This window comes from Limosilactobacillus kribbianus, assembly GCF_026413145.1.
GTDB classification, from domain to species: domain Bacteria; phylum Bacillota; class Bacilli; order Lactobacillales; family Lactobacillaceae; genus Limosilactobacillus; species Limosilactobacillus kribbianus.
On sequence record NZ_JAOVYZ010000067.1, the window covers coordinates 1 to 7,231 of the forward strand.

Sequence of the window (7,231 nt, forward strand, 5' to 3'; positions counted from 1 at the left end):
GATGCATCGTCGGAATAACATTCCTCGCAAGTCATTGAACTACCGCACACCACTTGAAGTATTCATGAAGCACGTCACCGATGAGCAACTAGCTTTTTTCTAACTTAATTTGACATTTCGGGGTTCTAATTATTTCGTGATTTGAATAAGCGGTCCACAGCCACAAAGGCGACTCCACTGCCAAGCAGGATTACTAAATTTATTATCAACTCTGATTGACAGTTACCGGTTTGCGGTAGGTACCGGTTATGATCTGGCCGCTTCGAGTTTGCTGGCTTAACTGCAGCGTTAGACAACACGTGGACTCTGGCAGGAAATGAACTAACTACTAGTGTCTGCTTAGGCCATGCACTAAAAATTACCACTTTTTGAGAAGGCGGAGTAACTTCCATCGTTGACTTTGCATTCTCAATTGCACTGTTGGTAACAGGTATCTTTTCATGGTTGCCGACAGCTGTGACGGATTGCTCGTTAGCGTTCCCCATCAAAATAGCATCCCAGATTCGGTTGATTTCAATTCGGTCCGCGTCAGAGAAATATTCCTGCCCAGTCTGGTGGTCAACATTATCTAGTCCTTCAAAATCCCAGGTGACGTACCAGTGATTCGGACTCACCAGCTGAAAGCCCATTGCGACGTGAGTGAACAGCGGATTCAGTACATTGGCAAGGTGGTCGTTTGCCCCCTCGAGCTTGCCATTCAGATCGGTGGCCTCACCCCACAGCATGTCCTCCATGCGATTAAAGAGGTTCACTTCCGCCTCAAGCATTGTGCTTCCGCTCAGCTTAAACAGGTTTTCCCCAACCGTGAAACTGGTTCCGGTTGCATTCGGTGCCACTGAGCGCACCACTTCTTCCGACGGAGTGAGGTTTGCCTGGGCAATATATTGGCCATAAGATGTATCCCCATCAGCATTGAGAGCAATCCGCTCCTCGCCGGTATGGTCATATCCGTAATTAACCCGAGTTCGATCCGCAGCCATTTTAGTGATCGCATCAAACAGCGCTGGCGGTGTCACCAGGTCATTCGGGGCTTGATATGCCCGACCGTGATAACTGTACTGATTCGGTGAAGCCTGCCAGATATGCCGCAGACTGTTCATCCACTGATTAGAATAATTATTTAGCGTCTCCATCTGCTGGGTCGTCAGCTGACCATTGATCTTTTCCGAGTAATCATTTTGCTGGTCATATTGGATGATCCCCGGCGTAAAACTTGCCGGCAGCTGCTGCTCGCTGCTGACAACGTTGCTATTATTAGTAAACAATCCTCGCTCCGGGGTAATGGTCTGATCAACCGCCCCGAGACCAACCGCAGACATCTGTGCACTTGCGGTCGGGGCCAGTTGGCTGACCGCCCGTCCTGTCGAACTCAGATCGGTTGATGGGGTTACCGTTTGTGCACCCACACTCGTCGTGGTTGCCACTGTTGACGGACTGAAAGCGGTGACATCAGCAAGAGCACCCACCGGAAAGGCCAAAGTCAGCATTACACTAAGAACTAATAGTTTTCGAATCCGTTTTTTATGCATTCAAAACACCTCAAAAAATGGCGATGTTAGCAGAAATTCTGAACATCGCCATTTATTACTTAATTATTAACCATTGTTAATGCCGTTCCGGATAACCTGCAGTGGATCTAGCCAAGTACCATTGTTGGTAAATGAGTACTTCAGGGCTTGGTTAAAGTTGTGGTTCCGGGTAATCCCAATGTGAACGTGGGCGGTATTCCGGATACCAATTACATCACCAGTGCTGATCTCCTGTCCTTCATGAACACGAATGTTGGACTTGCTTGCAAAGGCTTCCTGGTAAACAACTAGGTATTCACCGGTATCAACAACGCAGTACCAGTCTAACCCAGCGGTGTAACCAACAATCTTAACGGTCCCACCGTGAATGGCGTGAACTTCACTACCTGGGTGGTCAACGGAACCGAAGTCTAAGCCGTCGTGGAAACCATTTTGACGGAATTCACCACCGGCGTGAACACCGAAGAGTTGCGCACCAGAGAAGTGGCCTTCCCCGTCCTGTGGGAATGGCCAAGCCCAGCCATCGGCCCAGGAACCGTTGGAATTAAAGTGGTAGGTCTTACCATTGATCTGCTGGGTACCAGTCAGCATCCAAGCATTAGTTGGGTCCATGTAGTACCAAGTACCGTTGATCTTCTGCCAACCGGTCTCGGCCCAGGTATTGGTAGGATCGAAGTAGTACCAAGCATTGTTAATGTGCTGCCAGCCCTTTAACGCCCAAGCATTTTGGTTGTCAAAGTAGTACCAGAAACCGGCTGCTGACTTGAACCAACCAGTCTTAGCAGAACCATCATTATTGAAGTAGTACCAATTCTTCGCACCAGATTGGTACCAGCCAGTAGCAGCATCACCACCGTTGTTGAAGTAGTACCAGCTACCGTTGACCTTTTGCCAGCCGGTCTTCATGGCGCCAAAGTTACCGTCATGTTCGGTTTGGAGGTCATAGGTCTTGCCATTAATGGTTTGGAGACCGGACTGCATGTGACCCTTATCATCAAAGTAGAACCAGTGGCCATCAACCTTTGCCCAGCCCTTATTCTGCCAAGCATTAGTTGGATCTAAATGGAGCCAATTGTTGTCCATGTACTGCCAGCCGCGCAGAGCCCAGGCATTGGTCTGGTCGAAGTAGTACCAGTTACCAGCTGCTGATTCGAACCAGCCGGTCTTAGCAGAGCCATCATTGTTGAAGTAGTACCAGTTGCCGGCACCAGATTGGTACCAGCCAGTAACGGCATTACCATTGTCGCTAAAGTAGTACCATTGGTTGTTAACCTGCTTCCAGTCGTTGTTGGCAAACGTCTGGCTAGAAGCATTGAAGTAATAAGTCTGACCAGCAATTTGGTTCAGTCCATCACTCAGACTACTGGTATCCATGTTGCCAGTCTGAGCATCAAAGGTATAGGTTTGACCATTGCTGTTTAAGGTCGTCTGACGAGCACCCGAATTCGTGTCGTAGTACTTCAACGTATGGGTATCACGATCCAGCACCATTCCCTTTAATTGGTGACCAGAGCTTGGTTCAAAGTAGTAATTGCTGCCATCGACATTGGTGTCGCCAGTTGCCATCTTGGCACTACTCTGATCGAAGTAGTATTCGTTGCCATCAACGTTGCTCCAACCAGTAACGGCAGAACCGTTGTTAAAACGGTACCAGCTGTTGTTGGATGATTCCCAGCCGTTCAAGCTTTGGCCGTTGCTGTTCTTCCAAACGTTGTTGCCGTTTTGGTCTTGTTGTTCGGTATAACCATTAATGGTACTTGGAATGCTGGTATTCGTCGTCTGGTTATTATTAGTAGTAACCTGAGTCGTTTGAACGTTGTTATCCGTAGTGTCGGCCTGTGCCTGCTGCACCTGGACCCCAGCAAAAAAGCCTACAGAAACGATTGCTGCTGTCAGCCATTGCTTCCCGGCCTTGTATAACTTCACTCTTCTTGTTTTTTCGTGACTACTCAAAATGTCTTAATCCTCCTAAAGTGATTGGGACGAGTAATTCTTAACTTTTATAATTTTATTTTAAAATTTAACCTATCAAATAGTATAGGAGATCACCCCTCCTAAAACAACTCCCTTCTTTATTTATTAGCAAAATGTAAAAGCTATGTTACATAAATGTAACATAGCTTTTAGTGAACTATTTACGACTTTGTTTAATAATTTCCAGTGCTTTATTCAAGATTTTAGCCTTGAGAAGAATCAAGCCCAAGCCATAGATGACGACACCGACGGCTACCTCTAATATCAGGTTGGCAATCGTCATCTGGATCATCTGGCAGATCCGGCTAACAACGATGAACATGACAAGGCCGCTGAGCAAGTACTTCCATACTTCGCGAAACATTACCCGGCGCTTGATCGTCTTGCGAATCATGATCATTTGGCTCGCCGTCACCAGAAATTCGGAGCCGACGGTAGCCAGAGCGGCCCCATTGGCACCCCAAAGAACAATTAGGAACAGGTTGAAGAAGACGTTGCTGACCGCCCCGATCGTCACCGAGGTTGTATACTCCTTCACCCGGTTAACCGGCATCAGGTACTGTGTCCCGGTAACGTTACTCCAGGCAATCAGGACAATAATCGGCGATTCAAGGAACATAATCTGCCCAGACGGGATAAAGTCGCTCCCTAAGAACCAGGGGGCAAACTTATGGGCAATCGCCATCAGGCCAAACATCATCGGGATTGAGATGGATGAAACGAAATCGAAGGAGGCGTAAAGACTATTGCGAACCCCTTCGATGTCTCCCTTGGCAAATTTATTGGCAACGTGTGGCAGCATGACGGTCCCCGTCGCCGTTACGATTGCCAGGACAAACTTAACGATTTTATCCGACTGACCGAAGTTTCCCAGGGCCGATTGGGTGGACATATGTCCCAACATCAGCCGGTTCAGGACCAGGTAAACCTGGGTGGTGATGGTCGGGATAAACAGCAAAAGTGATGGGTAGAAGTGTTTGAACGGATGCCATTCGCGGATGCTTACCCAAATCAGATTGCCTCTCAAATACGGCCACAGAGTTAGGTTCCCAGCCAATTGGGCGCCACCAAGGATCAGAATATAGAGTCCCAAATCTGCATTGGTTTTAACAAAGGTGAAGATTAAGATTACCGATGCCAACTTTACCAGAGCGTTTCGGGCCACCGTCACTTTGAAATTTTCCAGGCCCATAAAGTACCAGGAAACGTCGAGACCAGTCGCAACGATCCAGAGGGTCTGCATTAAGAAGTAGTACTTAAAGGTCGTACTAAACAGGAAAACGGCCGAAAGGTAGGCGATCAGCGCCAGGCCAATGGTCATTACCTGGAGACTTTCCACGCCCCAGAAGGTCCGCGATCGCTCATAAAGGTCATCGCGGTGATAGGCGACCTCCCGATTACCATAGAGGGTGATCCCCATCTGACCAATCAGGTAGAAAAAGGAAACCCAACTGTTGGTATATTCGTTGATCCCAACGTTGTGCGCCCCCAATACCCGTGAAATATAGGGAACAGTAATCAACGGGATCAACATGTTCAGGATCTGGTACCCGGCGTTGTAAAGATAATTTCTAATTACCTTCATGGTTAGTTATCGAACTCCTCATCCACAGTCTTTAATGCCGCCGCAATCACTTGGTCCATGTTGTAATAGCGATACTGACCAAGCCGACCACCAAAGATAACCTTTGGCTCCTGTTGAGCTAGTTGCTGATACTTGGTGTAAAGCTGATTGTTGCGCTGGTTGTTGACTGGGTAGTAAGGCTCATCACCACGATGCCAGTCGGCGGGGTATTCACGGGTAATCACGGTCTTGCCCTTATCACCTTTACCAAATTCGAAGTGTTTGTGTTCGATGACCCGTGTGTACGGTGTTTCCGCATCGGTGTAATTGATCACGGCATTCCCTTGGTGGTTATCTTCGTCCAACAATTCGGTTTCAAAACGCAAGCTGCGGTACTGGAGTTCGCCTAGCTGGTAATCAAAGAACCGATCGATTGTGCCAGTGAAGACGATCTTCGGATAATCGTTAAGGTACTGGTCCTTTTGGTCAAAGAAATCGACGCCCGTTTCGACATCGATCAGCTCATTGGCCAGCATCTTTTCAACGATCTGGGTATAACCACCTTCGGGAATTCCCTGGTAGCGGTCGTTGAAGTAATTATTGTCGTAGGTCAGTCGAACCGGCAGGCGCCGAATGATGAAGGCCGGCAGCTCAGTGGCCTTTTGTCCCCACTGTTTCTCGGTGTAACCCTTGATCAGCTTTTCGTAGATATCGCGGCCGATCAGAGAAATTGCCTGCTCTTCCAGGTTGGCTGGTTTCTTTCCCGCCATCTCCTGACGCTGCTCATCAATCTTTGCTAAGGCTTCTTTTGGTGTCGCCACACCCCACATTTTATTGAAGGTGTTCATATTGAAAGGCAGATTATACATCTCACCCTTGTAATTGGCCACCGGACTGTTCGTGTAGCGGTTAAATTCCGCAAACTGATTGACATATTGCCAAACCCGGTCATTTGAGGTGTGAAAAATGTGGGCACCGTATTCATGAACCTGGATGCCAGCTACCTCTTTAGTATAAACATTGCCACCAATGTGCGGCCGCTTTTCAATTACCTTGACCCGCTTGCCACGCTTGGCAGCTTCGTAAGCAAAGGTTGCACCAAAGAGACCGGCACCGACAACTAAATAATCATACTTTGACATAACTACATTCCTCTCGCGATTACATAAATTCTGACATTTTAGTAAACTATGTAAATTTTACCAAAAATCATTCCAAATAATATTTCATTTCGGTTATAACTTACCTAAGATTCGGTATCAATTAGCAAATTAACATTGATGGTCGGATTTGAAGGTGTTAAAATGCTAGATAGTTTGGGTAATTCACCCACCAGATTAATTTAATAGACTTTGATTTCTTACAAATGATATAATTATACTATTAAATTCAGACTTTGCATAGTTACATCACCAATTTAAGTAATAGGAGTTAAAAGAGTTATGAAAAACGTTCGACACCTAATTTTGTCTAGTTCATTAGTATTAGTGATGGCATTAGGATTAGCTGGTTGTTCTTCTAGTAATAAGAGTGCGGCCAAGTCTTCCTCATCCAAGACCCAAACTACCAAGGTTGCTAAGCAAAAGAAACATAATTCCTCTACTGATGACAAGCAGAGTGCTAAAGCAAGCAGTTCTAAGAAGAACAGTCAGAGCAGCGATGACAATAATGAGAGCTCTAGTACCGCTAGTTCATCCCAAAACAATGCAACGACTAGTTCGACAAGCAATCAAAGCACTGCTTCATCATCCAGCAGCCAGACCGAGCAAACTTCTCAACGCCAACTGGGATTGAGTGACGTTGCCGTTTGGACAGACTCCAAGGGTGTTACCCACCACGTCGACAGTGATGGAATGGATCGTCAGACCTCGCCAAACAGTCAAGGGACTACTTACGACAACTGGTCCGGCAGTCTGCCAAGCCAAGCACAAATTATTCATCAAAACTAATGAGTTAAAAAGGATCGCAATTACGCGGTCCTTTTTTGTTGATCACAAAAACACGGAGAAGCAACGACCGGTCACTTCTCCGTGTTTTTTAGTCTCCCGGTTTGTAAAATTAAGTTAGAAACATAAAAAAGCCATCTGTGATAGACTTTTGAATAACCACAAACAAAAGCAAAGGATATCACAAATGACCTATCATCATCTTACCACACGCGAAC

Annotated in this window: 5 protein-coding genes and 1 pseudogene; 2 read left to right on the forward strand and 4 right to left on the reverse strand. The window is 46.7% G+C overall.

Annotated elements, in window-relative coordinates:
- A pseudogene (locus OCT58_RS09625) lies at positions 1-103 on the forward strand (IS30 family transposase); the annotation flags it as partial.
- 22 nt (positions 104-125) lie between these two features.
- Here OCT58_RS09625 and OCT58_RS09630 read toward each other — a convergent pair.
- The 4 genes from OCT58_RS09630 to glf all read right to left on the reverse strand — a co-directional run bounded on the left by OCT58_RS09630 (position 126) and on the right by glf (position 6,209).
- Positions 126-1,529 carry a hypothetical protein gene (locus OCT58_RS09630; protein WP_267202623.1) on the reverse strand — a complete coding sequence of 468 codons (1,404 nt, stop codon included), beginning with the start codon at positions 1,527-1,529 and terminating at the stop codon, positions 126-128.
- A 66-nt stretch (positions 1,530-1,595) separates the two neighbouring features.
- Positions 1,596-3,482, reverse strand: coding sequence for a peptidoglycan DD-metalloendopeptidase family protein (locus OCT58_RS09635; protein ID WP_267202624.1), 1,887 nt, complete (start codon positions 3,480-3,482; stop codon positions 1,596-1,598).
- Between the two features lie 178 nt (positions 3,483-3,660).
- Positions 3,661-5,088, reverse strand: a complete 1,428-nt coding sequence (locus tag OCT58_RS09640; RefSeq protein WP_267202625.1) for a flippase — start codon at positions 5,086-5,088, stop codon at positions 3,661-3,663.
- A gap of 2 nt (positions 5,089-5,090) precedes the next feature.
- Positions 5,091-6,209, reverse strand: coding sequence for a UDP-galactopyranose mutase (glf, locus tag OCT58_RS09645; RefSeq protein WP_267202626.1), 1,119 nt, complete (start codon positions 6,207-6,209; stop codon positions 5,091-5,093).
- A 300-nt stretch (positions 6,210-6,509) separates the two neighbouring features.
- Here glf and OCT58_RS09650 point away from each other — a divergent pair, with 300 nt between their 5' ends.
- Positions 6,510-7,016: a hypothetical protein gene (locus OCT58_RS09650; RefSeq protein ID WP_267202627.1), complete on the forward strand. Its 507-nt coding sequence runs from the start codon at positions 6,510-6,512 to the stop codon at positions 7,014-7,016.
- Positions 7,017-7,231: the final 215 nt, after the last annotated feature.

Coding starts and splice junctions, on each gene's coding strand:
- OCT58_RS09630 (WP_267202623.1), bottom strand. CDS start 1,529: ATGCATAAAAAACGGATTCGAAAACTATTAGTTCTTAGTGTAATGCTG.
- OCT58_RS09640 (WP_267202625.1), bottom strand. CDS start 5,088: ATGAAGGTAATTAGAAATTATCTTTACAACGCCGGGTACCAGATCCTG.
- glf (WP_267202626.1), bottom strand. CDS start 6,209: ATGTCAAAGTATGATTATTTAGTTGTCGGTGCCGGTCTCTTTGGTGCA.
- OCT58_RS09650 (WP_267202627.1), top strand. CDS start 6,510: ATGAAAAACGTTCGACACCTAATTTTGTCTAGTTCATTAGTATTAGTG.